This window comes from Pseudomonas sp. GD03903 (assembly GCF_029840045.1).
In the GTDB taxonomy this organism is placed as follows: domain Bacteria; phylum Pseudomonadota; class Gammaproteobacteria; order Pseudomonadales; family Pseudomonadaceae; genus Pseudomonas; species Pseudomonas pseudonitroreducens.
Window position 1 is genome coordinate 1 of record NZ_JAOCBT010000076.1, and the last position, 524, is coordinate 524.

At 63.4% G+C, this 524-nt stretch carries 1 protein-coding gene; it reads right to left on the reverse strand.

The features are described 5' to 3' along the window. Positions 1-222 precede the first annotated feature (222 nt). Positions 223-524 (reverse strand): hypothetical protein (locus tag N5C91_RS31875; RefSeq protein ID WP_279834537.1); only part of this gene is annotated, 302 nt, incomplete at its 5' end.

Below are 524 nucleotides of genomic sequence, written 5' to 3' on the forward strand. Positions count from 1 at the left end.
ACGCTTTCGACCTTCTGGTAGGTCTCGCCATAGATGGCGTCGTTTTGCGCGAAGGCGCTCGAGGCGAAGCCGATGGCAACGGCCAGGACGCTGAGGTAAAGGGAACGGTTCATGGGTGTCTCCAGAACCCAGCCGCGGGTGCGGCAGGGTTCGATCAGAAAAAGTGCGAGGTGAAGGAGGAGTTGGAGCCGCCCCCGAAGGGCCGGCCCCGCCTCGTCGGCGTCAGACCAGGTGGACCTGCACGCCTTGCTGGATAAGCAGCTCGGCTTCGGTGCTGGAGTTCTGGTAGACGTGGTAGGAGATGTCCCCTACCGCCACCGTGCCCTTGTCGGACCAGGTGCTGTCGGTGCCGTTGCTCGAGTGGTGGTCGAGGTTGACCACGTCGGAGCTGTCGCCCTTGACCAGCATTTGCACGCTGTGGCTGTCACCGGTGTGGAACAGGTCGGCCTGGCCGTTATCCAGGACGTCCTGCAGCGACAGTTTCAGGCTGTTGTGTGCCTGGCCGTCGCCGGTCAGGTCGATCA